Below are 22,717 nucleotides of genomic sequence, written 5' to 3'. Positions count from 1 at the left end.
GTCATGGACGCATCCCGGACCCGATAGTAGGTTGCGCGCGCTTTCGAACAGACACATTCAATGGCTGGTGCAGACTCGCACCGCCTGGGCCACGTAATGGCCGGAAAACAGGAGTATTGTCATGACCGGAACAGCCAAACGCCCTTCCGGGCGCAGCGCCGACCATATGCGCGCGGTCTCGCTTGAGCCGGGCTTTGCCAAATATGCCGAGGGGTCCTGCCTCATCAAATTCGGCGACACGCACGTGCTCTGCACCGCCTCGGTCGACGATCGGGTCCCTCCGTTCCTGCGCAATTCCGGCTCCGGCTGGGTAACTGCCGAATACGGCATGCTTCCCCGATCGACCCATACACGGACCGACCGGGAAGCGGCGCGCGGCAAACAGAGCGGCCGGACCCAGGAAATCCAGCGCCTGATCGGACGCTCGCTGCGCGCGGTCACTGACCTGAAGGCCATGGGCGAGCGCCAGATCAAAGTCGATTGCGACGTTCTGCAGGCCGATGGCGGAACCCGAACAGCCGCAATTACCGGCTCATTCGTCGCCCTGCATCTCGCGTTGCAGAAACTGGTCAAGCTCGGCGCCCTCAAAGACATCCCGCTGACCGACCATGTCGCGGCCGTGTCCTGCGGCATCTATCAGGGCACAGCGGTGCTGGATCTCGATTACCCGGAAGATTCCAATGCCGAGGCCGATGCGAATTTCGTGCTGACCGGCACAGCCGGTATCGTCGAAATCCAGGCCACCGCCGAAGAAGAGCCGTTCGAGGACGCCGCCTTCACCGATATGCTGCGCCTTGCGCGCAAGGGCATCGGCGAGCTGGTGGACCTGCAGAAAGCCGCTATCGGGAGCTGATCCATGGGCCGCACCTTCTCCGAAAAAAAACTGGTCATTGCCAGCCACAACCAGGGCAAGCTGCGGGAAATCCGTGATCTGATCGGCCCGCTCGGGATCGAGGTGGTCTCGGCGGGCGAACTCGGCCTGCCGGAGCCGGAAGAGACCGGCAGCACCTATATCGCCAATGCCGAACTGAAGGCCCGCGCCTCTGCGGAGGGGTCGGGTCTGCCGGCACTGGCGGACGATTCCGGGCTGAGCGTGACCGCGCTGGACGGCGATCCCGGTATCTACTCCGCCCGCTGGGCCGGACCGGAGAAGGATTTCGCCCTGGCCATGCAAAAGGTCGAGGACGGCCTGCAAAAACAGGCTGCGGCCGGAAACAATGACCGTTCCGCCGCCTTTGTCTGCGCCCTCACCATCTGCTGGCCGGACGGGCACACGGAATCTGTCGAAGGCCGTGTTCACGGCGATCTGGTCTGGCCGCCGCGCGGCACAAACGGCTTCGGCTACGATCCGATGTTCATTCCGGAGGGGCACGACAAGACCTTCGGTGAAGTCGATGCCGGCTGGAAGCATTCCGTCAGCCACCGAGCCATCGCTTTCGAGAAACTCCTGAAACAGGTTGGGCTGGAACAGCCACCGGCAGGCGCCGGAGACAATGCTGGATAGGGCCGACATGAGCACCGCCTCGGCGGAGCCGTTCGGGGTCTATGTGCATTGGCCCTTCTGTCTCTCGAAATGCCCCTATTGCGACTTCAACAGTCATGTTTCCGCAAAAGTGGATCATGCGCGCTGGCGCACGGCGCTGACTGAAGAACTTCGATATTTCAAGGCATTGGCACCGGAACGCACGGTTTCCAGCATCTTTTTTGGCGGCGGCACGCCCTCGCTGATGGAGCCAGAGACGGTGGATGCGGTGATCTCCGAGATCCGACGGCTCTGGCCCTGGACAAACCAGGTCGAGATCAGCCTCGAAGCAAACCCGACCTCGGTCGAGGCAGGAAAATTCGCTGCTTTCCGGGAGGCCGGCGTGAACCGGGTCTCCCTCGGTATCCAGGCGCTGAACGACGCGGATCTGAATTTCCTCGGCCGTACGCATGACGCAGCCGAAGCCCGGCGCGCGATCGGTATCGCCCGGGACACATTCGAGCGCATGTCTTTCGATCTGATCTATGCCCGGCCGGGACAGACAGTGTCGGCCTGGCGCACGGAGCTGAAAGAAGCGCTGGATCTCGCCGTCGATCACATTTCGCTCTACCAGCTGACCATAGAGCCGGAGACCCCGTTCTTCGCCCGCCACGCAAAGGGCGAAATCAAACTGCCGAAGGACGATTCCCAGGCTGCGCTCTACGAAGCGACGCAGGAAGCGCTGGAGCTGGCAGGCATGCCGGCCTACGAAATCTCCAACCATGCCCGCAGCGGGGCTGAGTCCCGGCACAATCTGGTCTATTGGCGATATCACGACTATGCAGGCGTCGGACCAGGCGCCCATTCCAGGATACGGACCGACGGTGCTGACGGTCAGGTCATTACGAAAGCGATCCAAACAGTGCGGGCGCCGGCCATCTGGCTCGACCGGGTCGGCAAGCAGGGTCATGGCATTGCCGAGGAAGAAGCTGTCGGCCGAACCGGGCGCCTGACTGAAATGCTGATGATGGGTCTCAGATTGCGCGACGGAGTCGAGAAAGACCGGCTGGAACAGGAGGCCGGACGCAATCTGGAGACGTTGTTCGGCGCCGGCCTGCTGTCGGACCTGGAAGCGGCCGGCTACATAGAGCCGCCGCACACACGGCTTGCCGCGACCCTGGAAGGTCGACAACGGCTGAACGCAGTCATCGCCGCGCTGACCGAGCGACTCGGAGACAAGGCCTGAGCATCAAGCCCGGTGTCTAGTTCGTCAGATCCGTGAACTGCTCCGGCGCCGGGTCAACCACATCAAGTGCCCTGTCACCGATCTCGAAAACGGCAAGACCGCGTTGATTGGTGCCATCCTCGACAAAGCGGAACAGACCGTTAAGCGCGACAAACCCGCCTTTGGACATCAAGGCTGCACCACCGAAGTTCGCGCCGTTCTCACCACGCTGCAGCGAGACGCTCAACGCGATCGAATCATAGGCGAGAGCAGCCAGCCCCGAAGGCCGCTTACCGAACGCTGCCTCGTAGCGCACCGCGAAATTCTCCCGGTAGAGAGACGGTGGCGCGGCGAACCAGCCGCCGACCAGACTGGGCTCCGTGCCGAGGCTCGGATCTTCCCATTGCGCCGTGCCAAGCAACTTCACCCGCCGCGTGTCGACATCGTAGAAAGCAAGCAGCGGCGCGATCGTACGCAGCGCATTGCCGCCTTCCGGAATCAGGATCGCGTCATAGGGCGGATCGCCAAGCGTATCCATCGCCTCCAGGCGCGCGAGGGTCTGCCGGGAAATCTCGTCGGTCCGGCCTGCCAGCTCGTCCTTCTGAATCTTCAGGGATTCCCGCCGGCTGTCATATTCGGCAAAGGAGCGCGCGGTCTCGGTGAAATCGCTTGCCAGAGCATCGTAATAGGCAATCCGGGTGATCTCGGCCCCGGACGCGATGGCGGAGGCGCGGGCGCTTTCCAGTACCAGATCTCCATATCCGCCATGCGGCAGCAACAAGCCGATCCGCCGGTACCCGCGCTGAACGGCATAACGGATCACCCGTTCGATCTGCTGCTCCGGCATCAGGCCCATCAGGTGAACCGGTGTTCCGGCCACGGTGCGGTCGTTGGAAAAGGCAACAGCATTGATCCCCGCAGCCGCGACAATCGGCCGGACGGCGGCAGCGGAGCGCCCATAGAGCGGCCCGAGCACAATCCTTGCCCCATCCGCAACGGCGAGCTTGGCCGCGTCCTCAGCACCTTCAGGCGTGCCTTGCGTGTCGTAGACCATCAGGTTGAAATCGTTGCCGGCAATGTCGAACACCGCCATCTGCGCGGCGTCGAGCATGCTCTGCCCAACCGAAGCGCGGGCGCCGCTCAATGGCAGCAACATGGCAACGCCAACAGTTGTTCCTTCCGGTTCAACCAACTGCAACGGCACGGCAGGAGTCTCGAGCGACAGCTCAGTCTCAGGAACCACCGGCCCTTTGCCAGCACCCGATGCCTCGGCACCCGTTCCCGCCACGCCCGACGGCGGGGTGATCGGTTGCGGCTCCCTTGTCGCAGCAGGCACAGTGCTGGACTGCTGCCCGAAGCCTGCAAGGGGATTCGGCGTCTGGCAAGCCGTCAATGCAACACAGACCAGAAGCAGACAAAGTCGGCCCGCCCCACCCGCGCTGGCGAAAAGGGCTTGGAGAAACCGCCCGGTTCCTCCCATAACTCGACTGTCGCTCCAGTCACTTTCGGTACGGTATGAAGACTCGTACACCTCAGATCTCCTCCCGCTCTTTGGCGCCAAAGGCTAATCAAGCCAGCGACGAGAGTAAACCGCTGCAAGATGGCACCATTGTGACCCCTGCTGTAACCACTGCGCCAGAGCCGGAAAATGAGCTTCTTGTCGAGGCACCGGGACGCCCTGTCGAGGGGTTGATTCTGGTTGCGACGCCAATCGGCAATCTCGGCGATATCTCGCGCCGGGCACTGGAAACCCTCGCCACGGCGGACATCGTCGCCTGCGAGGACACACGGCTCACCGGTCGCCTGCTGCAGCGTTTCGCCATCAAGGCCCGCATGCTCGCTTACCAGGATCACAATGCGGAGCGCAGCCGCCCCGAACTGCTGCGCCTGCTTGCCGGGGGCAAAAGCATTGCACTGGTGACCGACGCCGGTACGCCGACCATTTCCGATCCGGGTTACAAGCTGGTCCGCGAAGCCGCCGCCCAGGGCACACCGGTAACGTCGGTGCCCGGCCCGGCGGCACCGATCGTGGCCCTATCCATATCCGGCCTTCCGACCGACCGGTTCTTTTTCGGTGGTTTTCTGCCGACCAAGCAGGGCGAACGCCGCCGTATTCTGGAAGAGGTCTCCGGCCTGCGCGCCACACTGATATTTTTCGAGGCGCCGCGCAGACTGGCCGAATCCCTTGCTGTGGCCGCTGAAATTCTTGGGCCCCGGGACATGGCCGTCGCACGGGAGCTGACAAAGCGGTTCGAAGATGTGAACCGGGGCCGTCTTGAAGATCTCGCCCGCCACTATGCGGAAACCGAGCCGCCGAAGGGCGAGGCCGTGTTGCTTTTCGGCCCTCCGGAACAGCACGACGTGATCGAGGAAGCGGATCTGGACGACATGCTCACGGAAGCCCTCACCCGGCTGAAGGTCAAGGATGCGGCAAAGGAAATAGCCGCGAAGACCGGGCTGCCCCGCAAGACGCTCTATGACCGGGCCGTGCAATTGAAGGACGGTGCCGGGTGATGTCCCGCCTGACCTGCCCTCTTGGCCCCGGCAATGCGTCCAGTCAGAGGGGCGGTCAACGGGAGGTCAGACGCCGAGCGCTCCGCTACGGAGCCTTGGCCGAAGGACTCTGCCGCCTGATCCTGCGCCTGAAAGGGTACAAAGTCCTGGCGACCCGCTTGCGCACGCGGGTTGGAGAAATCGATATTCTCGCCGAGCGGGGCCGCGTCCTCGCCATCATTGAGGTGAAGGCAAGGCCAACCGAAGCGGCGGCGCTTGAGGCCGTTTCGATATCGCAACGGCGACGCCTCGAACGCGCCGCCCTCTGGGTCCAGCGCGGAAACAGCCGGCTCTCGAACCATTGCCTTAGATTCGACCTCTTCGCAGTGGCACACTGGCGCATTCCTCGCCATATTCAGAATGCTTGGACCGTCGATCCCAACCGATAGAGTGACCCGATGATGCATCGCCTCGTTTTCATTCTGCTTCTCCTGCTCACCCCGCTTGGGCTTGGCGCCTGCACGCCCGTCGGCGTCGCCATCGGTGCTGGAGCGACCGCCGCAACTGCAAGCCAGTCGGAACGCGGGCTTGAGGGAACGGCCAAGGACATCGCCCTCAGTACGGAGATCAATCACTATCTGTTCCAGAGCAATGTCGATTTGTTTTCCGCGGTTGGGCTTTCCATCAAAGACGGGCGCGTCCTGCTGACCGGCTCGGTGGCGAAACCGGAAGACCGGATTGAGGCAGCGCGGCTTGCCTGGAAGGCCGATGGTGTCCGGGAGGTGATCAACGAAATTCAGGTCGTCGACAATTCGGACATCATCGACAAGGCGCGCGACACCTGGATCGAAACCCAGCTTGAAACAAAGCTTCTGTTCGATGGCGCGGTTCAGTCGATCAACTATGACATCGATACGGTCAACGGCACCGTCTATATCTTCGGAACGGCCCAGGATAATGCGGAACATCTGCGCGTCGTCAATCACGCGCGCAATCTCAAATATGTCCGCAATGTCATCAGCTATGTGCGTATCCGCGGCGCCCCGTAAATCATGGCCCCCGACCCGGAATCCACCCGCGCCACACTCAGACGGTTCGGTCAGTCAGACCTGACCGATGGCGATCTCGGCGAAGCCGCTCTATTGCTCGCCTCGCTGGATTGCCCCGGTGTGACATTGGACCAGTATCGCGACCACCTAGCTTCCATCGCCAAGACGGCGGCGAATTTATCCGCCGATGATCCAAGTTCCGCCCTGCGTCAGACAATCGCTGGCGAATTTGCCTATGAAGGCGACCAGAAAACCTACGACGATCCGCAAAACGCGAACCTGATCCGGGTGATTGACAGGCGCAAGGGCCTGCCGGTTTCACTCGGCATACTCTATATCGCGACGGCCCGCGCGCTCGGGCTTGAGGCCTGCGGACTGAACTTCCCGAACCATTTCCTGATCCGGCTGCAATGGGACGGTGGACGCGCCATTGTCGATCCGTTCAATGGCGGCGTCACTCTGGATGCCCGCGCCTTGCGCAATCTGCTCACCCATTTTCAGGGGGCGAACGCAGAACTCAGCCAAGACCACTACAGCGATGTCAGCGATCTCAACATTTTGTTGCGCCTTCAAAACAACATAAAGTTGCGCCTGCTGCGGGATGGCCAACTGGAGCCTGCCCTGCAGGTCATCCGCGACATGCGGCTGCTCGCGCCCGGCATTCCGAGCCTGCTGCGCGAGGAGGGTCTGCTGCTGGCCCGCAAGGGAGAACGCAGGGCGGCAATCAGCTGCCTGCGCGACTTCCTGACCCGTGACAATATCCGCGAGCCGGAGCGCGTGGATGTCACGCGGGTTCTTCAAGTTCTTGAAAGTCAATTGAACTGAGCCGGAAATCCGGTTGATCCGGCATGCCGGATCGCCACATAGTCCCGGCTCGTAAAAAGCGCTTACCTGACGGAGGAAGCAATGGGTCTCGGCGTCGCCATCCAGATGGATCCCATCGAACATATCGACATCAGCGGCGACAGCAGTTTCGCCATGGCACTTGAAGCCAAACGGCGCGGCCACACGCTGTACCACTACCAGCCGAAGGACCTCAGCTTTCAGGACCGCAAGGTGATGGCCCGTGTACGGGCTCTCGATGTGCGCCGCGAAGCGGGCAACCACTTCACGCTGGGTGCCCCGGAACTGATCGACCTCTCCCAGATGGACGTGGTGTTGATGCGGCAGGACCCGCCTTTCGACATGTCCTACATCACTGCGACCCACATTCTGGAACACATCCACCCAAAGACATTGGTGGTGAACGATCCGGTGGAAGTCCGGAACGCGCCGGAAAAGCTGTTCGTCACCCATTTCGACAATGTCATGCCGCCGACCCTGATCACCCATGACCGGGAACGGATCCAGGCTTTCCGGGCCGAGCATGAAGACATCATCGTCAAACCGCTGTTCGGCAATGGCGGGGCTGGCGTGTTCCACCTGAAGCCCGGCGACGAGAACCTCAACTCGCTGCTGGAGCTGTTCACCGAAATGTATCGCGAGCCGGTGATCGTGCAGCGCTATCTGCCGGAAGTGCGGCAGGGCGACAAGCGGATCATCCTGATCGACGGCAAGCCGGTGGGTGCCATCAACAGGGTGCCGGCTGCTGGCGAAGCGCGCTCCAACATGCACGTTGGCGGCCGGGCGGAGAAGATCGGCCTGACCAAGCGCGACGCGGAAATCTGCGAGATCATCGGCCCAACCCTGGCCGAGAAGGGACTGATCTTCGTCGGCATCGACGTGATCGGCGACTATCTGACGGAAATCAATGTAACCTCGCCGACCGGGCTGCAGGAACTCGGCCGTTTCGAGGGCCGTTCCATCGAGACCGAGCTCTGGGACGCCATCGAGTCCAAACGCTGACCCCTCAGCTGCGCGGCGCCACCTCGGACGACGAGATGATCGCCGCGCAACCGAGGCGCGCCCGCAGCGTTTTGACCGGACTGCTTACCAGGTCCGAGGCAAACGTCAGGCCGGACCGCGAGGCAATTTCAGCAACGGGAACCGTGTAAGCCTTGTCACAGAAATCGGCTTTTCGCGGCGTTTCCTGATCCAGCACGAACCCCGCGACCTCAAGCTCACCCCCGCGCAACAGCGAGATGATTTTCCAGTAACCACTCGGCACGCGGTGCGCCTCGTCCGCCTGCGGAAGCAGCGGCATATCACGCTCATAGAGCGGCCCTGTAACGACATGAACATGTCCGGCCCTGGACTTGGCTAGTTTCCGGACAGCGCCCTCAAGCCTCTTCCAGGGACCCTGGTTGAGAGCACTTTTCTGCGGCGTGATATTCGAGAGAGTGTTTGTCGCCTTCCAGCCCGGCGCCCCAGAGAAGCTGGCAAGCGGCGCCTGATGTCCACGGTCCGTTTTCAGCGCCTTGTGCGCGCCCTTGTAGTCCGCCGGCTCCAGCGTTTCATCCGGCGGCAGCATGGGATCGGGGCGCCAGACCCGGCGTTGGGACTTTCCGATCCCTGCCGGAACAACGTCATAGGCCACCCAGTCTGCGAACTTCGTTGCGGCATTGTTGGAGAGCGTGTGGCTGGCCCTTACCACCACCCGATTATCCGTCGTCGTGGCCGGGCATTGCTGGAAGCAGTTTGGATCCAGCGGTTCCGCCCGGAGCCCCGAAACAGGCATGAGAACAAGAAGCAGGGCGGCCGCAAGGACCCAGGCATGCAACAAGCGAAGAGAGCGCATAAACAATCGCACCGATGGTTATCGATACGATCGAATATCATATTATTCACTCGCTTGAGTAGAAATATATTCCTTACGCGGCCCTTTTCAGCACCAGGCCTCGATAGGCCAGTGCCTCGGCTATATGGTGCCGTCGAACCGGCCCTGACTGCTCAAGATCGGCGATGGTCCGGGCAACCCTCAATATGCGGTGATAGCCACGGGCCGACAGAGCAAGGCGGGCGGCAGCCTCCTCCATCAGCGCCTGTCCCGGCGGATCGGGCCGGGCATGCTCCTCAAGCAGCTTTCCGCCGAGGTCCGCATTGACCCGGCCAGAGGCCCCCTCGACACCCTCGAACCGGCGGCTCTGGAGCCGACGGGCGGCAGCCACCCGGGCGGCCACCGTCTCCGACCGCTCGGCATCGAGCGGCTGCCCCAGCTCCTGGATCGATACCGGCTCAATCTCGATACGCAGATCGAATCTGTCGAGCAGCGGGCCGGAGAGGCGCGCCTGATAGTCGAGCCCGCATTTAGGCGCCCGGCCGCAGGCCTGAGACGGGTCGGGAAGATAGCCGCACCGGCAGGGGTTCATTGCCGCAATAAGCTGGAAGCGGGCCGGATAGGTCACCCGGTGATTGGCCCGGCTGACAACCGCCTGCCCGGTCTCGATCGATTGCCGCAGTGAATCCAGCACCGTGCGCGGGAATTCCGCCAGCTCGTCCAGAAACAAGACACCGCAATGCGCGAGGGAGACTTCCCCCGGCCGGGCCTTCAGACCACCGCCGACCAGCGCCGGAATGCTGCTGGAATGATGCGGATCGCGATACGGACGGGCGCGCGATATCCGGCCGCCCTTCAGGTCGCCGGCGACGCTGCGCACCATGCTGACCTCAAGTGCCTCCCGCGCGTCGAGCGGCGGCAAAAGTCCCGGCAACCGGGCGGCCAGCATTGACTTGCCCGCACCGGGTGGTCCGGTCATCAGCAGGTTATGGCCACCGGCTGCTGCGATCTCGAGCGCCCGCTTGGCGCTTTCCTGACCCTTCACATCCGCAAGGTCGGGGAACAGGCCCGGCTCCTCAGCCCCTGCGGGCTCGGGCGGGGTGAGCACCTGACTGCCCTTGAAATGGTTGATGAGGGAAAGCAGCGTTCGTGGCGCCAGCACGTCCAGATCCCCGGCCCAGGCGGCTTCCGGTCCGACCTTTTCCGGGCAGATGATACCGACGCCACGGGAAACCGCCCCGAGCGCTGCCGGTAATATCCCCGAAACTTCCGTCAATTTCCCGTCCAGCGCCAGCTCGCCAAGCACCAGGTAACCGGCGACTTCCTCCGCCGGAAGGACGCCCATCTGAACCAGTATTCCAACGGCGATCGGCAGATCGTAGTGGCTGCCTTCCTTGGTGACATCCGCGGGGGCAAGATTGACGGTAATGCGCTGTGGCGGCAGAGCCAGACCAAGCGCGCTCAGCGCCGCCCGGACCCGGTCCTTGCTCTCGTCTACGGCCTTGGCCGGAAGCCCGACGATGGAAAAGGCCGGGAGCCCGTTTCCCATATGCACCTGGACATCGATATCAAGCGTATCGACCCCCTGAAACGCCACCGTCCGAACCCGCGCAACCATAACCGCTCCACCAAGAGTATCTCCCGGTTGGTTATGAGCCGATCTGGCCTGTTTTCAGGAAAACCGCAATGTGACCTAGGAGTTTTCTTCCAGCATGGCGGGGTCACCACCACGCACATCAAGGAAGGAACAGGACCGCACCGCCACTTCGGTAAAGCTGGCATGGGTCACGTCCGCATGATCGAAGCAGGTATCTTCAACAAGGGCGCCGGCGAAATCGGCGCGCTGCAAGTCCGCACCGACCAGTGTGGCGCCACGCAGATCCGTCGGCCATTCCCGCAACACCTCAAGCGTGCCCGGTTTCAGGATCGAAATCCGGGACAGCCGGGCGGAAACCAGGGTCGCGCCGCTCAGATCCGCATCTTTCAGATTGGTCCCGCGCAAGTCGACGCGGGTCAGGTCCGCCTGGGTCAGGTTGGCGTTCTGCAGGTTGGCGAGCCGAAGGGACGCGCCCTTCAGCTTCGTGCCGTTCAGTTTAACCCGGGACATTTCCGCCGCGCTGAGTTCGGTCCCGCTCAAATCCATGCCGGAAAGATCCGTATCCCGGAAATCCCCGCGCGTGCCTTTGGTCCCGCCGGAGGAAACCCAGTGAAAGTGCTCGATGAGCCGGTGCCGGATATCGTCCGGCAGATTCTCCATGCCGGTGGCAATCCGGCAATCGGTCAGGTCCGCATCGGTCAGATCCGCGCCGTCAAAATTGCAGGAGCGCAGATCCGCGCCGGAAAGGTCACTGTTGCGCAGCTGCGCCTGGGTCAGGTTAGCGCCCTGAAGATTAGCGTTCTGCAGCACCGCATCCTTGAAGATGGTCCGGCTGAGGTCGGCATGATGAAGATTGGCGCCGACCAGCTTTGCGGCGGAGAAATTCGCGTTGACCGCAACAGCACCCGAAAGATTGGCATTGGTGAGGTCGGTATGGATCAGCTTAGCTTCGGACATATCGCTGTTCTGCAGATCGGCTACCTGCTCGATCGCATGATGCACGTCGCGGAGCTTCATTGGCCGCAGATCGGCATTGGTCATGTCCGTCGCCATCAGCTTCGCGCCGGCGAGAGAGGCCCCCCGCAAATTAGCACCGACGAGGCGGCTGCCCGACAGGTCGGAATTGCTGAGGCGCGCCGTCAGCATCTGGGCGTCGGAAAGATTGGCACCGGCAAAGACGCTGTTCTGCAGGTTGGCACCCGCGAGCAAAGCCTGACGCAAATCCGCACCCGGCAAACGAACACCGCGCAAGTCGCGCTGCCTCAGATCGGCAATTTCACCGCCCGGATAGCGCCGCAAAAACGCCTCGTGTTTCGAGACGGTTTTGTCGAGTTCTTGCTGAAGTTCATCGACAATCATTGTTCAATTCCAGGCCAGTATTCGAGCGTCTGGTAAACAGACAACAACATATAGAAAAAATGGATACTGTTTTGTCTATATATTGGTACCTATTTAGAGTTTTACTTTAATCAACCCAAAGGCGCATATCAATCAATAAAATCAACACTCTATGGTGTGGATTAAAAGCTAATCCTTAAATCACCCCTACCTAAAGACTTATTTGCAACTCAATCGGGCGCCGGTTCGCGCATCCGTGTCCTTGCAGATTGGATCGCCGCACCCAAGATCTTCAGTCTTGGTCATCAAGGGAGAATATCTGTGGCAGAGAATGATTTGCCCGACACCGTCGCCCCGGTCGAGGGAGCGATCCGCAATCCCGCCAATCCGCATCATTTCATGGTGGTGCAGCCCGCCGGGCGCAGGGTCCGTATCTTTTTCGGCGACCGCCTCGTCGCGGACAGTATGGATGCGGTGCGTGTGATCGAGATCGGGCGCCGCGCCTACGAGCCACGGCTCTACCTGCCGGAGCAGTCCCTGACCGTGCCGCTCACCCGGCAGGACAAGGTCACGCACTGCCCCCTGAAAGGGGACGCGGACTATTTTTCACTGGAAGGACAGGAAATCGCCTGGGCCTATCGCAGCCTCGAATTTGCCGCGGTGCTCAACGGGCTCTATTCGTTCTGGGGCGATACAATGCGGATCGTAGAGGGGGAATAACCTCCTGTAATCTCACCGCCCTGCCCGGCGTCAGTCCTGCTTCTGCAACATCCGGCCAAGACGTCGGCCGCCAAGCAGGTGGATATGGAGATGCGGAACTTCCTGCACACCATTTTCACCCGTGTTGACGATCAGACGATATCCATCCTCGCGGGCTTCCATGATTTTCGTGACCTTGCCGATGGCCCGGACCCAGGCGACGATCTCTTCATCGCTGGCCTGCTCGGAGAATTCGTTCATGCTCTTGTAGGGGCCCTTCGGGATCACCAGCACATGCACCGGGGCCTGGGGCTGGATATCCTCGAAGGCGAGGACATGATCGTCCTCATAGACGGTCTTGTTGGGAATTTCGCCGCGCAGGATCTTGGCGAACACATTCTGCTCATCATAGGACATCGAACTTCCCCTCGCTTCCAACCGGCCGCCCTCACTCCGAGCGGCTGGCCTTTTCCTCGATCCCGGACAGGCCCTCGCGGCGCGCCAGCTCGGCCCAGACATCCTCCGGCTTCACCCCGGACGCACTCCACAGCACGAGCAGATGATACAGCAGGTCGGCACTCTCCGCCGTCAGCCCGTCATGGTCCCCGGCAACGGCCTCGATAACAGCCTCGACCGCTTCCTCGCCGACCTTCTGGGCAATCTTCTTCGGGCCCTTGTCGAAGAGCTTCGCCGTGTAGGAGCTTTCCGGAGCGGCGCCCTTGCGGCTGGCGATGACGGCGTGCAGCCGGTCGAGAATATGCTCGCTCATTGCGGCCTCACGGGAACACCGGCCTTTGCCATCGCCGCTTTTGCCTCGGCGATGCGGAACGTGCCGAAATGGAAGACGGAAGCGGCCAGAACCGCCGAGGCATGACCCTCTAGAATACCTTCGGCGAAATGCTCCAGCGTGCCGACACCGCCGCTGGCAATCACCGGAATGCTCACCGCATCGGAAATCGCCCGGGTCAGCGGCAGGTTGAAGCCCTGCTTGGTGCCGTCCCGGTCCATCGAGGTCAGCAGGATCTCGCCTGCGCCGTATTCGGTCATCCGCCGGGACCAGGCCACGGCGTCGATGCCGGTCGCCTCGCGGCCGCCATGGGTAAAGATCTCGTACCTGTCCGGCCCGACGCTTTTCGCATCCACCGCCACGACAATGCACTGGCTGCCGAATTTCTCCGCCGCCCGGCGCACGAAATCAGGGTCCTTCACCGCCGCCGTGTTGATCGACACCTTGTCGGCACCGGCCAGCAGCAGCTTGCGGATATCCTCCAGCGTCCGCACCCCGCCGCCGACGGTCAGCGGCATGAAGCACTGCTCCGCCGTCCGGCCGACAACGTCGAACAGGGTATCCCGTTCCTCATGGCTGGCGGTGATGTCGAGGAAACAAAGCTCGTCCGCGCCTTCGCGGTCATAGATCTTGGCCTGCTCCACCGGATCGCCGGCATCGACCAGATCGAGAAAATTGACGCCCTTGACGACACGGCCGTCCTTCACGTCGAGGCAGGGGATCACGCGCGCTGTCAGCATCAGACGGCCTCCGCTTCGGGCGCGGCCAGCAACGCGACCGCCTCGGCAAGATCGATCCGCCCGTCATAGAGCGCCCGGCCGGAGATCGCGCCGGCAATGCCCGGTGCGCCCGCCGCTTTCAGTGCCGCCAGGTCCTCAAGCGAGGCCACGCCGCCGCTGGCAATCACCGGCGTGGAGATCGCGTTGGCCAGTGCGGCTGTCGCCGCCACATTGACGCCGCCGAGCGCGCCGTCCCGGTCGATATCGGTGAAGATGATCGCCGCCACACCGCAGCCTTCGAACCGGCGGGCGAGATCGACGGCCGACAGGGTCGAGGTTTCGGCCCAGCCCTCGACCGCGACCATGCCGTCGCGGGCATCGATGCCGACCGCGATGCGGCCCGGATGGCGCGCGCAGGCCGCCTTCACCAGCTCGGGATCGCGCAGCGCCACGGTGCCGAGAATGACCCGGGCGATGCCCTTTTCGAGCCAGGCATCGATCGCCGCCATGTCGCGGATGCCGCCGCCGAGCTGCACCGGCACGTCGACCGCCGCGAGGATACGGTCGACCGCCTCCCCGTTCCGGGTCTCGCCGGCAAAGGCGCCGTCCAGATCGACCACATGAACCCAGCCGCACCCGGCGTCCTGGAACAGCCGCGCCTGGGCGCCCGGATCGTCGTTGAAGACCGTCGCCGTATTCATCTCGCCCTTGAGCAGCCGGACACACTGGCCGCCCTTCAGGTCAATCGCGGGAAACAGGATCATTCCGCGTCCAGTTCCTTGTAAAAGAAGTGCCCGGAGACGTAGCCGTCCCGCACATAGGCATAATGCGGCAGGCTGCCGAACCGGACATACCCGAGCCGCTCGTAGAGCCGGATGGCGGCATGCTGGGTCTCGCGCACATCCAGCGTCAACACCTTGAAACCCTGGTCCCGCGCATGCTTCTCCGCGATCTCCATCAGATCCCGGGAAAGACCGTGCCCCCGGGCCCATGGCGCGACAAAGGTCGTCGTCAGGCTGCAGGTATGGCGCTGCGCCTCGTTGTTCCGTGCGGGTTTCTGGACCTGGCAGGATCCGGCGATCACCCCGTCGAGCCGGCCGACAAAGAGATCCCGCTCCGGGATCAGCAGAACCCCGCGCCAGAAGGCTTCCAGCGTCTCCCGCTGCGGCGGGGTAATCCAGCCGAAGCCGCCGCCGTCCTTGATCGCCGCTTCCGCCGCGTCCGACAGGTCCTGCAGGTCGCCGGGACCGAACTCGGTCAGCATTTCGACCGTGGGGACCGGCGGAAATTGTGGTTCAGCGTCGCTGTCGTCCATGCCGCTCTCCCTCACGGGGTCCAGTCGAGAAAATTCCGGATGAAGGCAAGCCCGTTGGCCTGGCTCTTTTCCGGGTGGAACTGGGTTCCGAAATAATTATCACGCCCGACAAGCGCGGCGATCTCGCCGCCATAGTCGCTTGATGCGATCAGGTCGGAGCGATCTGCCACGTCGAACAGGTAGGAATGAACATAGTAAACATAGGCGCCGTCTTCGATACCCTTCAGCAGCGGATGCTCCGGCTGAATGAGGTTCAGACGGTTCCAGCCCATATGCGGAACCTTCAGCGCACGGCCGTCCGGCGCCGGCGCGGGTTCGATCAGGCGGACCTCGCCGCCGATCCAGCCGAGCCCTTCCGAGGTCACGTGCTCCAACCCGCGCTCCGCCATGAGCTGCATGCCGACGCAGATGCCGAGGAAAGGCGTGCCGTTTTCAAGCACGGCATCGGACAGCGCCTCGACCATGCCCGGCAGGCCGTAGAGGCCGCTCCGGCAATCGGCGAAGGCACCGACCCCCGGCAGCACGATCCGCCCGGCCGCGCGCACCACCGCCGGGTCGGACGTCACGACGATCTCTGTGCCTTTGCCATGTTCGGAAGCCACCCGTTCGAAGGCTTTCGCCACCGAACGGAGGTTGCCGGACCCGTAATCAACGACTGCGACTGTGGTCCGGCCGCCCGAAGCGGTCACAGGCTCCCCCCGAGGGTGCCTTTGGTCGAGGGCACGGCATCGGCGCGACGCTGGTCGATTTCAATGGCGACCCGCAACGCCCGACCGACGCCTTTGAAAATGGACTCGACGATATGGTGCGTGTTGTCACCATACAGGTTCTCGATATGCAGGGTCAGCCCGGCCGCCTGAGAGAAGGCCTGGAAGAACTCGCGGAACAGCTCCGTGTCCATGTCGCCCAGCTTCTGTGCCGGCATGCTCGCGCGCCAGACCAGAAAGGGCCGGTTCGAGCAATCCAGCGCAACCCGGCTCAGCGCCTCGTCCATCGGCAGATAGCAGGAGCCGTAGCGGTTGATGCCCTTGCGGTCCTTCAGCGCCTTCGACAGCGCATCGCCGATGGCCCAGCCGCAATCCTCGGTGGTGTGGTGGGCGTCGATATGCAGATCGCCCTCGGCCCGGACCTTCAGATCCATCAGGGAATGTCGGGACAGTTGCTCCAGCATATGGTCGAGGAAACCGATTCCGGTCTCGACGTCATATTTCCCGGTCCCGTCCAGCGAAAGCTCGACGGAAATGCTGGTCTCGTTGGTCACGCGCTTGACGGTTGCGCGGCGGTTGTCCGACATGGGTTCTGCTCCCAAGCAATATACGGCGGCTATGTAGCAGGAAGTACGGCGAAATGCCAATCACCGGACCGCAAGTTCTCTCTATGCTTCCACCCTTGTCAAAAGCGTTCTCTTGACGTTATCCGTCCGATGCCCAAATTGGACAGGCACGTTACCCATGGAGTTCTCATGAGCAATCAGGCCGCAGACCCGATCCAGTGGCACGGCACCACAATCCTTTCCGTTCGCAAGAACGGGCGCGTGGTGGTCGCCGGCGACGGTCAGGTCAGCTTCGGCAATACCGTGATGAAGGCGCAGGCCCGCAAGGTCCGCCGGATCGGCAATGGCGATGTGATCGCCGGATTCGCCGGCGCCACCGCCGATGCCTTCACCCTGTTCGAGCGGCTGGAGGAAAAGCTGGAGAAACATCCGGGCCAGCTGACCCGGGCCGCGGTCGAGCTGGCCAAGGACTGGCGCACCGACCGCTATCTGCGCCGTCTGGAAGCCATGATGGCCGTGGCCGACAAGACGACTTCCCTGGTGCTGACCGGCAACGGTGACGTGCTGGAGCCGGAGGACGGACTGATCGGCATCGGCTCCGGCGGCACCTTCGCCCTCTCCGCCGCCCGCGCCCTGGTGGATCTGGACGGCATGGATGCAGAGGCGATCGCCCGCAAGGCGATGAAGATCGCCGCCGGTATCTGCATCTATACGAACGAGAATCTCACCCTCGAGATGCTCGATACCGAATAACGCGCTGATACGTGAATCAGCCCCTGCATCCTGACGATTGGTAGCCCCACGCATGTCCGCCTTCAGCCCGCGTGAAATTGTTTCCGAGCTCGACCGCTTCATCATCGGCCAGAACGACGCCAAGCGCGCCGTCGCCATCGCCCTGCGCAACCGCTGGCGGCGCCAGCAGCTGGCCGACGACATCCGCGAGGAAGTGCAGCCGAAGAACATCCTGATGATCGGCCCGACCGGCGTCGGCAAGACGGAAATCGCCCGGCGCCTCGCCAAACTCGCGGAAGCGCCGTTTATCAAGGTCGAGGCGACCAAATTTACCGAAGTCGGCTATGTCGGCCGGGACGTCGAGCAGATCATCCGTGACCTCGTGGAGATCGCGATCAGCCAGGTCCGCGAGAAAATGCGCAAAGATGTGCATGCCAAGGCGGAACTGGCGGCCGAGGACCGGGTGGTCGAAGCCCTGGTCGGCGAAAACGCGAGCCCGGACACCAAGCAGAAATTCCGCATCATGCTGCGCGAGGGCCAGCTCGACGAAAAAGAAATCGAGATCGAGACCGAAGATTCCGGCGGCGGCGGGATGCCGACCTTCGAGATCCCCGGCATGCCAGGCGCGCAGATGGGCATGCTCAATCTGAACGACATGTTCGGCAAGGCCTTCGGCGGTCGCACCAAGAAACGCCGCATGGCGGTGGCGGAATCCTACAAGGTTCTGGTCGAGGAAGAGGCGGACAAGCTGCTCGACGAGGAAAAGGTCGTGCGCCAGGCCATCGAGACGGCAGAGCAGAACGGCATCGTCTTCCTGGACGAGATTGACAAGATCACCAGCCGTGCGGAGCGTGGCGGTGACGTCAGCCGCGAGGGCGTGCAGCGCGACCTGCTGCCACTGATCGAGGGCACCACGGTTGCGACCAAGTACGGCTCGGTGAAGACCGACTTCGTGCTGTTCATCGCCAGCGGCGCCTTCCATCTGGCGAAACCCTCGGACCTGCTTCCTGAACTGCAGGGCCGTCTGCCGAACCGGGTCGAGCTGCGGGCACTGGAGCGGGACGATTTCCGCCGTATCCTGACGGAGCCGGAAAACAGCCTGCTGCGCCAGTACACGGCCCTGATGGCAACCGAGGAAGTCACGCTCGATTTCACCGACGACGCCATCGACGCGCTCGCCGACCTGACGGTCGACATCAACAAGAATGTCGAGAATATCGGCGCCCGCCGGCTGCACACGGTGATGGAAAAGCTGCTCGACGAAATCAGCTTCACCGCCTCCGACAAGAGCGGCGAGACGCTGAAGATCGATGCGGCTTACGTAAACGAACGGGTGGGCGAGCTGGCGAAAAACACCGATCTCAGCAAGTTTATCCTCTGACGGGACATCGCCGCGCTCAGTGACGTGGCCCCTTGCCCGGCGGCGCGAGTTCGGCGAGCAGGGTGTCGATCCGCGGGTCATCCAGCTCACGGATGCGGACGGCGAGCGTGTTTGCGAGTTCCGTCGCTTTAGGACTGAGTCCGGCCGTGTCGATGACGACACGCGGGTTCGAGTGTTTCGCGAGCTTCTTCAGATCCTCCGCATCGTCCCAGATCAGGCCGAAATACTGGCAGATCTGGTGGATCAGACCGACGGTCGGACGCCCCTTCTTGCCGTGCTCCAGGGCCGAGAGATAGGCGGAGGAAACCTGCAGGGCGGTTGCCATCTGCTTCAGGGTGACCCCACGGTCGGCTCTCAGCTCGCGGATCTTTGCGCCGAACGGGGTCATGCGTTGCCTTGCCTCGTCATCAGCTCTTCTGCCGACGCAGCATGACATAGAGCGCGCCACTGCCCCCGTGCTGTGGCTGGGCTGGGGAATAGGTCAGCACCTTGTCCTTGTTCGCCCCATCGGCCAGCCAGCGCGGCGTCATCCGGCGCAGCACACCCACCTCCCGCTCACCGTCATCGGCCGAGCGGCTGCCCTTGCCCGTAATCACCAGCACGCAACGCTGGCCGCGCCGGTAGGCAGACGCGATGAAGCCGTTGAGCGCCCGGTGGGCTTCCTCCTGGCGCATGCCATGAAGGTCGATGCGGCCGTCGATCTGTTGCTTGCCGCGTTTGATCTTGAGCGCCGTGCGCCGGTCTATCCCCGGAACCTTGCCCGGAGCGTACTCCGCCAGCGCGCTCGGCACCTTGATCGCGGCAAAGCCGGGGTCGTTCTGGGGACGGCTGTGATGGCGGGCCGCCTGCTGCCCTTTGCCGCTCTTTTTTGGCTGTTTCGTGCTGAGTTCCGGGACTTTTGGAACCTCTTCGGCCTCGGCCAGGGCGGCACGACGCTCAGGCGTCAGGGGCACCGTGTCGGCGACCACCTTGCGCCACAGATCAAGCTCCTCCGCTGTCGGTCGCCGTGCCATGAAATCCGTTCCGCTTTCGGGCTCAGTCCTTGACCAGCATGATATGCAGACGCCGGGGACCGTGCGCGCCGAGCTGGATGATCTGTTCCACATCGCCGGTCCGCGACGGACCGGTGACGAGATTGACCGTGCGCGGCACACTTGCTCCCGGCTCCAGCCCCAGCTTCTGCCGCAACATGTCCCAGGCATCCTCGTAGGCGCCAACAATCTGGCTCTCGCGCAGCAATACCACGTGCGTGTCCGGCACGAAATGCAGGCTTGTCGGGGTTTCGGCGGAGGAATGCAGCATCAATGTGCCGGTCTCCGCGATCCCCGCATGGGCCGGCGTCAGCCCCACCGCATCCTCGTTGACGGCGGCACCGCTGGTGATTTCAAGCGCGGGCGCCTTGTCCCACGGGATCACCGTGTCTTCCAGGGCCGGTGACTGCTTGATCCGGGCCGGCAGGTTCTCCCGGCGGAGATAGTCCGCCAGCCGCTCCGGCACGGATTCTAGGGACTCCAGCCTGTCGACGGTACAGGAGACCCCTTCCGCCATCTCGACAAAGAGGCCGATCTTGTGGGCCTGATCCCCGTCTGAGCGCTTCGGCACAAGAATGCGCTCATGCCCTTTCAGGCGCGCCTCGACGGCCTCGGCTGCCGCGCCTTCGAGCTTGCCGCGTCCAAGGGACTTGCGGATGCCCGCCAGGATCTGTTCCCGTGCCTCGCTCATCGCGCGTCTCCCTTCTTGCCGTGCCCGCTCATCTTGTAGAGCTGCTGGAAGGTCCGTCCTTCAGGTGCAGGCATGTCGCGCACCGAGGTCCAGCCGGAGGCCAGTGGCAACTTGGCGATCCGGCCGCGCTTTCCGCCCAGAGCATGCAGTAGCACAGCCCCCAACTTGGTCGATTGCCGATAGAGCCATGGTCTTTTGGCAAAGTACGACCAAAGCCCCAAACCCGCGCGAACCTGCGAGGTAGTCTTGTTCTCAGTGAACTCTTTTGCCCGGTAGTGACGCATCATCTTCGGCAAGGGGATGCGCATTGGGCATACCTGCTCGCAACGGCCGCAAAAGGTCGATGCATTGGGCAAATGACCCGCCTCATCGATGCCGATCAGGCTGGGTGTGAGCACCGCGCCCATCGGTCCCGGATAGACCCAGCCGTAAGCATGCCCACCGACGGCGGCATAGACCGGACAATGGTTCATGCAGGCGGAACAGCGGATGCAGCGGAGCATGTCCTGATATTCGGTGCCGAGCATGGCAGAGCGGCCATTGTCGATCAGCACCACATGGAAGGAGGCCGGGCCGTCCAGGTCGGTTTCCCGACGCGGCCCACTGGAGAAGGTGGTGTAGACGGAAAACTCCTGTCCGGTCGCCGAGCGGGCCAGCAGCCGCAGGATGCAGCTCGCATCCTCCAGCGTCGGCACGATCTTCTCCAGGCTCGCCACCACGACATGCGCCTTGCCGAGGGTCTGGGTGAGGTCGCCGTTGCCTTCATTGGTGACGATGACCGTCTGGCCGGTCTCGGCAATCAGGAAATTGGCGCCGGTGATACCGACATCGGCAGCGAAGAATTTGGGGCGGAGCTGCGTGCGGGCTTCGTCGGTGATGTCGCCAACTTCCTCCAGCGGGCGGTCCGGTGGCAAATCCGTGTGTTTCTTGCGGAAGGCCTCGACGACCTGTTCCTTGTTCACATGGATCGCCGGCGCGATGATATGGCTCGGCGGCTCATCCCGGAGCTGGATGATGTACTCGCCGAGATCCGTCTCGATCGGCTCAACACCGTGCTCTTCCAGATACTCGTTGAGGCCGATTTCCTCGGCCACCATGCTCTTGCCCTTGGTCACCGTCTTGGCATCGACGGAGCGGCAGATCTCCATGATCGTCTGCCGGGCTTCCTCGGAATTCCGGCACCAGTGAACCTGCCCGCCATTGGCAATGACATTGCTTTCGAAGCGCTCGAGATAGAAATCGAGATTCTCCAGCACATGGTTCTTGATATCCCGGCCCCGGTCGCGGAGATCCTCGAATTCAGGCAGTTTGGCGACTGCATCCGCCCGCTTCTGCTGGAAGCCGGGACGCATCTTTGAAAGCGCCTTCTGCAACTGGACATCGGTCAGTGCATCACGCGCATTCTGTTTGAAATTGTGCGAGGTGGTTTGCATCAGCGCTCTCCCTCGCCGATGGAGGGTTGATCTGTCATGCCGGCCAGCACTTCGGCAACATGCCGGATCTCCGTCCTGGCGCCGAGCCGTTTCAGCTTGCCGCCCATATTCAGCAGACAGCCAAGATCGCCCGCCAGCAGGTAATCGGCGCCGCTCTCGACGATTTCGGCTGCTTTCTGCGTCACCATCTTGTCGGAGATTTCCGGGTATTTGACACAGAAGGTGCCGCCGAAGCCGCAGCAGATCTCGGCGCCCGGCATCTCCTTGATGGAGGTGCCGTCCACCGCTGCCAGCAGCTTGCGGGGCTGGGTTTTGATCTCGAGCTCACGCAGGCCGGAGCAGGAATCATGGTAGGTCACCGTGCCGTCGAAAGCCGCGCCGGTGCTCTCCACACCCATGATATCCACAAGAAAAGAGGTCAACTCGTAGGTCCGCTTGGCCAGGTGCTGGGCCCGCATGGCCATCGCCGGGTCATCCTCGAACAGCTCCGGGTAATGCTCCCGGATCATCCCGGCACAGGAGCCGGACGGCGCGACCACATAATCGAAGCCCTCAAAGGCCTCGATCACATTGGCCGCAATGTCGCGGCTGTCCTTGAAATCACCGGAATTGAATGTTGGTTGGCCGCAGCAGGTCTGCGCTTCCGGCACAACCACTTCACATCCTGCCTTCTCAAGCAGGGACAGGGTCGCGAAACCGACGGACGGACGGAACAAATCGACAAGGCATGTCACGAACAGACCAACGCGTGGACGGGCATTCTCGGACGCAGACACAGCAGGCTCCCACTCACATCTCTTTTTTCTTGAGGATGCGGGGCCCTTGGACCGGCACGC

27 protein-coding genes are annotated in these 22,717 nt (G+C 62.7%); 11 read left to right on the top strand and 16 right to left on the bottom strand.

Going from position 1 to position 22,717, the window contains the following annotated elements:
* Positions 1-121 precede the first annotated feature (121 nt).
* Genes rph through hemW form a run of 3 tightly spaced genes read left to right on the top strand, consistent with a single transcriptional unit; the run spans position 122 to position 2,708 of the window.
* Positions 122-853 (top strand): ribonuclease PH, encoded by a 732-nt coding sequence (rph, locus tag K328_RS0112395; protein ID WP_028466244.1) that lies wholly within the window; start codon positions 122-124, stop codon positions 851-853.
* Positions 854-856: 3 nt separating this feature from the next.
* Positions 857-1,504 carry an RdgB/HAM1 family non-canonical purine NTP pyrophosphatase gene (gene rdgB, locus K328_RS23825; RefSeq protein WP_051284840.1) on the top strand — a complete coding sequence of 216 codons (648 nt, stop codon included), beginning with the start codon at positions 857-859 and terminating at the stop codon, positions 1,502-1,504.
* A 7-nt stretch (positions 1,505-1,511) separates the two neighbouring features.
* Positions 1,512-2,708, top strand: coding sequence for a radical SAM family heme chaperone HemW (hemW, locus tag K328_RS0112385; RefSeq protein WP_028466243.1), 1,197 nt, complete (start codon positions 1,512-1,514; stop codon positions 2,706-2,708).
* A 16-nt stretch (positions 2,709-2,724) separates the two neighbouring features.
* On the opposite strand, the gene K328_RS23820 is transcribed toward hemW, so the two are convergent.
* Positions 2,725-4,023: a penicillin-binding protein activator gene (locus K328_RS23820; RefSeq protein ID WP_169721206.1), complete on the bottom strand. Its 1,299-nt coding sequence runs from the start codon at positions 4,021-4,023 to the stop codon at positions 2,725-2,727.
* A gap of 275 nt (positions 4,024-4,298) precedes the next feature.
* Here K328_RS23820 and rsmI point away from each other — a divergent pair, with 275 nt between their 5' ends.
* The 5 genes from rsmI to gshB all read left to right on the top strand — a co-directional run bounded on the left by rsmI (position 4,299) and on the right by gshB (position 8,074).
* The gene (rsmI, locus tag K328_RS23815; protein WP_245577518.1) at positions 4,299-5,201 is read left to right on the top strand and encodes a 16S rRNA (cytidine(1402)-2'-O)-methyltransferase; all 903 of its coding nucleotides are present in this window, start codon (positions 4,299-4,301) and stop codon (positions 5,199-5,201) included.
* 8 nt (positions 5,202-5,209) lie between these two features.
* Positions 5,210-5,629: a YraN family protein gene (locus K328_RS23810; RefSeq protein WP_281169433.1), complete on the top strand. Its 420-nt coding sequence runs from the start codon at positions 5,210-5,212 to the stop codon at positions 5,627-5,629.
* A 9-nt stretch (positions 5,630-5,638) separates the two neighbouring features.
* Positions 5,639-6,229, top strand: coding sequence for a BON domain-containing protein (locus tag K328_RS0112365; protein WP_036553986.1), 591 nt, complete (start codon positions 5,639-5,641; stop codon positions 6,227-6,229).
* A gap of 3 nt (positions 6,230-6,232) precedes the next feature.
* The gene (locus K328_RS0112360; protein WP_028466241.1) at positions 6,233-7,054 is read left to right on the top strand and encodes a SirB1 family protein; all 822 of its coding nucleotides are present in this window, start codon (positions 6,233-6,235) and stop codon (positions 7,052-7,054) included.
* Positions 7,055-7,135: 81 nt separating this feature from the next.
* Complete coding sequence (gene gshB, locus K328_RS0112355) at positions 7,136-8,074, top strand: glutathione synthase (protein WP_028466240.1); 939 nt, start codon at positions 7,136-7,138, stop codon at positions 8,072-8,074.
* 4 nt (positions 8,075-8,078) lie between these two features.
* On the opposite strand, the gene K328_RS23805 is transcribed toward gshB, so the two are convergent.
* The 3 genes from K328_RS23805 to K328_RS0112340 form a co-directional block, all read right to left on the bottom strand.
* Positions 8,079-8,906 (bottom strand): DNA/RNA non-specific endonuclease, encoded by an 828-nt coding sequence (locus K328_RS23805; protein WP_051284837.1) that lies wholly within the window; start codon positions 8,904-8,906, stop codon positions 8,079-8,081.
* A gap of 73 nt (positions 8,907-8,979) precedes the next feature.
* Positions 8,980-10,503, bottom strand: coding sequence for a YifB family Mg chelatase-like AAA ATPase (locus K328_RS0112345; protein ID WP_028466239.1), 1,524 nt, complete (start codon positions 10,501-10,503; stop codon positions 8,980-8,982).
* A gap of 75 nt (positions 10,504-10,578) precedes the next feature.
* Positions 10,579-11,841, bottom strand: a complete 1,263-nt coding sequence (locus K328_RS0112340) for a pentapeptide repeat-containing protein (RefSeq protein WP_028466238.1) — start codon at positions 11,839-11,841, stop codon at positions 10,579-10,581.
* 300 nt (positions 11,842-12,141) lie between these two features.
* Between K328_RS0112340 and K328_RS0112335 the strand changes: the two genes are divergently transcribed.
* A complete protein-coding gene (locus K328_RS0112335; protein ID WP_205620654.1) occupies positions 12,142-12,540 on the top strand; it encodes a DUF427 domain-containing protein in 399 nt (132 codons plus the stop codon).
* A 30-nt stretch (positions 12,541-12,570) separates the two neighbouring features.
* Here K328_RS0112335 and K328_RS0112330 read toward each other — a convergent pair whose 3' ends face one another.
* From K328_RS0112330 to hisB, 7 genes are read right to left on the bottom strand one after another with little or no spacing between them, the layout of a single operon-like run.
* Positions 12,571-12,936, bottom strand: coding sequence for a histidine triad nucleotide-binding protein (locus tag K328_RS0112330; RefSeq protein ID WP_028466236.1), 366 nt, complete (start codon positions 12,934-12,936; stop codon positions 12,571-12,573).
* Positions 12,937-12,967: 31 nt separating this feature from the next.
* Positions 12,968-13,288 (bottom strand): phosphoribosyl-ATP diphosphatase, encoded by a 321-nt coding sequence (locus K328_RS0112325; protein ID WP_028466235.1) that lies wholly within the window; start codon positions 13,286-13,288, stop codon positions 12,968-12,970.
* A complete protein-coding gene (gene hisF, locus K328_RS0112320; protein ID WP_028466234.1) occupies positions 13,285-14,046 on the bottom strand; it encodes an imidazole glycerol phosphate synthase subunit HisF in 762 nt (253 codons plus the stop codon). The genes K328_RS0112325 and hisF overlap by 4 nt, the downstream gene beginning before the upstream one ends.
* The gene (gene hisA, locus K328_RS0112315; protein ID WP_028466233.1) at positions 14,046-14,789 is read right to left on the bottom strand and encodes a 1-(5-phosphoribosyl)-5-[(5-phosphoribosylamino)methylideneamino]imidazole-4-carboxamide isomerase; all 744 of its coding nucleotides are present in this window, start codon (positions 14,787-14,789) and stop codon (positions 14,046-14,048) included. The genes hisF and hisA overlap by 1 nt, the downstream gene beginning before the upstream one ends.
* Complete coding sequence (locus K328_RS0112310) at positions 14,786-15,340, bottom strand: GNAT family N-acetyltransferase (protein WP_036553979.1); 555 nt, start codon at positions 15,338-15,340, stop codon at positions 14,786-14,788. The genes hisA and K328_RS0112310 overlap by 4 nt, the downstream gene beginning before the upstream one ends.
* An 11-nt stretch (positions 15,341-15,351) precedes the next feature.
* Positions 15,352-16,029, bottom strand: a complete 678-nt coding sequence (gene hisH, locus K328_RS0112305) for an imidazole glycerol phosphate synthase subunit HisH (RefSeq protein WP_028466231.1) — start codon at positions 16,027-16,029, stop codon at positions 15,352-15,354.
* On the bottom strand, positions 16,026-16,634 hold the full coding sequence (gene hisB, locus K328_RS0112300) for an imidazoleglycerol-phosphate dehydratase HisB (RefSeq protein WP_028466230.1): 609 nt from the start codon (positions 16,632-16,634) through the stop codon (positions 16,026-16,028). Before hisB ends, hisH begins: the two co-directional genes overlap by 4 nt.
* A gap of 168 nt (positions 16,635-16,802) precedes the next feature.
* Here hisB and hslV point away from each other — a divergent pair, with 168 nt between their 5' ends.
* Positions 16,803-17,366 carry an ATP-dependent protease subunit HslV gene (gene hslV, locus K328_RS0112295; protein ID WP_028466229.1) on the top strand — a complete coding sequence of 188 codons (564 nt, stop codon included), beginning with the start codon at positions 16,803-16,805 and terminating at the stop codon, positions 17,364-17,366.
* A gap of 52 nt (positions 17,367-17,418) precedes the next feature.
* The gene (hslU, locus tag K328_RS0112290) at positions 17,419-18,726 is read left to right on the top strand and encodes an ATP-dependent protease ATPase subunit HslU (RefSeq protein ID WP_028466228.1); all 1,308 of its coding nucleotides are present in this window, start codon (positions 17,419-17,421) and stop codon (positions 18,724-18,726) included.
* A 16-nt stretch (positions 18,727-18,742) separates the two neighbouring features.
* Here the strand turns inward: hslU and K328_RS0112285 are convergent, their stop codons facing one another.
* From K328_RS0112285 to K328_RS0112265, 5 genes are read right to left on the bottom strand one after another with little or no spacing between them, the layout of a single operon-like run.
* The gene (locus K328_RS0112285; protein WP_028466227.1) at positions 18,743-19,114 is read right to left on the bottom strand and encodes a helix-turn-helix domain-containing protein; all 372 of its coding nucleotides are present in this window, start codon (positions 19,112-19,114) and stop codon (positions 18,743-18,745) included.
* A gap of 19 nt (positions 19,115-19,133) precedes the next feature.
* Positions 19,134-19,739, bottom strand: a complete 606-nt coding sequence (locus K328_RS0112280) for a Smr/MutS family protein (RefSeq protein WP_028466226.1) — start codon at positions 19,737-19,739, stop codon at positions 19,134-19,136.
* A gap of 22 nt (positions 19,740-19,761) precedes the next feature.
* The gene (locus K328_RS0112275; RefSeq protein WP_028466225.1) at positions 19,762-20,448 is read right to left on the bottom strand and encodes a LutC/YkgG family protein; all 687 of its coding nucleotides are present in this window, start codon (positions 20,446-20,448) and stop codon (positions 19,762-19,764) included.
* Entirely contained in the window at positions 20,445-21,881 is a 1,437-nt protein-coding gene (locus tag K328_RS0112270) for a LutB/LldF family L-lactate oxidation iron-sulfur protein (RefSeq protein ID WP_028466224.1), read from the bottom strand. Before K328_RS0112270 ends, K328_RS0112275 begins: the two co-directional genes overlap by 4 nt.
* The gene (locus K328_RS0112265; RefSeq protein WP_028466223.1) at positions 21,881-22,657 is read right to left on the bottom strand and encodes a (Fe-S)-binding protein; all 777 of its coding nucleotides are present in this window, start codon (positions 22,655-22,657) and stop codon (positions 21,881-21,883) included. Before K328_RS0112265 ends, K328_RS0112270 begins: the two co-directional genes overlap by 1 nt.
* Between the last annotated feature and the right edge of the window lie 60 nt (positions 22,658-22,717).

It is taken from the genome of Nisaea denitrificans DSM 18348 (genome assembly GCF_000426505.1).
Classification (GTDB): Bacteria; Pseudomonadota; Alphaproteobacteria; order Thalassobaculales; family Thalassobaculaceae; genus Nisaea; species Nisaea denitrificans.
The sequence above is the reverse complement of the archived record's forward strand: the minus strand, read 5'-3'. Positions and strand labels throughout refer to the sequence as shown.

Excerpts from the sequence above, each read along its gene's own strand:
- K328_RS0112360 (WP_028466241.1), top strand. The coding sequence starts at position 6,233 with ATGGCCCCCGACCCGGAATCCACCCGCGCCACACTCAGACGGTTCGGT.
- hemW (WP_028466243.1), top strand. The coding sequence starts at position 1,512 with ATGAGCACCGCCTCGGCGGAGCCGTTCGGGGTCTATGTGCATTGGCCC.
- K328_RS0112345 (WP_028466239.1), bottom strand. The coding sequence starts at position 10,503 with ATGGTTGCGCGGGTTCGGACGGTGGCGTTTCAGGGGGTCGATACGCTT.
- hslV (WP_028466229.1), top strand. The coding sequence starts at position 16,803 with ATGAGCAATCAGGCCGCAGACCCGATCCAGTGGCACGGCACCACAATC.
- rph (WP_028466244.1), top strand. The coding sequence starts at position 122 with ATGACCGGAACAGCCAAACGCCCTTCCGGGCGCAGCGCCGACCATATG.
- gshB (WP_028466240.1), top strand. The coding sequence starts at position 7,136 with ATGGGTCTCGGCGTCGCCATCCAGATGGATCCCATCGAACATATCGAC.
- hisF (WP_028466234.1), bottom strand. The coding sequence starts at position 14,046 with ATGCTGACAGCGCGCGTGATCCCCTGCCTCGACGTGAAGGACGGCCGT.
- K328_RS0112310 (WP_036553979.1), bottom strand. The coding sequence starts at position 15,340 with ATGGACGACAGCGACGCTGAACCACAATTTCCGCCGGTCCCCACGGTC.
- hslU (WP_028466228.1), top strand. The coding sequence starts at position 17,419 with ATGTCCGCCTTCAGCCCGCGTGAAATTGTTTCCGAGCTCGACCGCTTC.
- K328_RS0112365 (WP_036553986.1), top strand. The coding sequence starts at position 5,639 with ATGATGCATCGCCTCGTTTTCATTCTGCTTCTCCTGCTCACCCCGCTT.
- K328_RS0112330 (WP_028466236.1), bottom strand. The coding sequence starts at position 12,936 with ATGTCCTATGATGAGCAGAATGTGTTCGCCAAGATCCTGCGCGGCGAA.
- K328_RS0112275 (WP_028466225.1), bottom strand. The coding sequence starts at position 20,448 with ATGAGCGAGGCACGGGAACAGATCCTGGCGGGCATCCGCAAGTCCCTT.
- hisA (WP_028466233.1), bottom strand. The coding sequence starts at position 14,789 with ATGATCCTGTTTCCCGCGATTGACCTGAAGGGCGGCCAGTGTGTCCGG.
- rdgB (WP_051284840.1), top strand. The coding sequence starts at position 857 with ATGGGCCGCACCTTCTCCGAAAAAAAACTGGTCATTGCCAGCCACAAC.
- K328_RS0112270 (WP_028466224.1), bottom strand. The coding sequence starts at position 21,881 with ATGCAAACCACCTCGCACAATTTCAAACAGAATGCGCGTGATGCACTG.
- K328_RS23805 (WP_051284837.1), bottom strand. The coding sequence starts at position 8,906 with ATGCGCTCTCTTCGCTTGTTGCATGCCTGGGTCCTTGCGGCCGCCCTG.
- K328_RS0112325 (WP_028466235.1), bottom strand. The coding sequence starts at position 13,288 with ATGAGCGAGCATATTCTCGACCGGCTGCACGCCGTCATCGCCAGCCGC.
- hisB (WP_028466230.1), bottom strand. The coding sequence starts at position 16,634 with ATGTCGGACAACCGCCGCGCAACCGTCAAGCGCGTGACCAACGAGACC.
- K328_RS0112280 (WP_028466226.1), bottom strand. The coding sequence starts at position 19,739 with ATGGCACGGCGACCGACAGCGGAGGAGCTTGATCTGTGGCGCAAGGTG.
- K328_RS0112340 (WP_028466238.1), bottom strand. The coding sequence starts at position 11,841 with ATGATTGTCGATGAACTTCAGCAAGAACTCGACAAAACCGTCTCGAAA.
- K328_RS0112285 (WP_028466227.1), bottom strand. The coding sequence starts at position 19,114 with ATGACCCCGTTCGGCGCAAAGATCCGCGAGCTGAGAGCCGACCGTGGG.